The organism is Acetomicrobium sp. S15 = DSM 107314, assembly GCF_016125955.1.
Classification (GTDB): Bacteria; Synergistota; Synergistia; order Synergistales; family Thermosynergistaceae; genus Thermosynergistes; species Thermosynergistes pyruvativorans.
In genome coordinates this window covers 1-313 of the sequence record NZ_JADEVE010000378.1, presented here as the reverse complement: position 1 = coordinate 313, position 313 = coordinate 1, and the positions used below count along the sequence as shown (strand labels likewise).

Genomic DNA, 313 nt, shown 5'->3' with positions numbered 1-313 from the left:
AAATTTGGCACCGGCATACCAGACGGCCTGATAGCGAGCGAAGCGGCCAATAATGCCTCCATTGGAGGAGCATTTATACCACTCGTAGCTCTGGGGATCCCCGGGGATGCGGTTACGGAGATTCTGTTGGGAGGTTTTATGATCCACGGCATTAACCCCGGTCCGTTGCTGTTCAGATATAGCGCGGATCTTGTATATGCCGTATTCGGCAAGAACCTCCTTCTGCCCTTCAGCCGTAGCTCCGCCATGGCTTCCCATAGCCGGGACGACGAAAGGCTTGGCGCCCTTTTCTCTTAAAGATTCCGCTATCGCC

Annotated in this window: 1 protein-coding gene; it reads left to right on the top strand. The window is 54.6% G+C overall.

Annotated elements, in window-relative coordinates; all coding sequences use genetic code 11:
* On the top strand, positions 1-297 hold a 297-nt coding region (locus tag EZM41_RS11155), incomplete at its 5' end, for a tripartite tricarboxylate transporter permease (protein WP_198471149.1).
* Positions 298-313 lie beyond the last annotated feature (16 nt).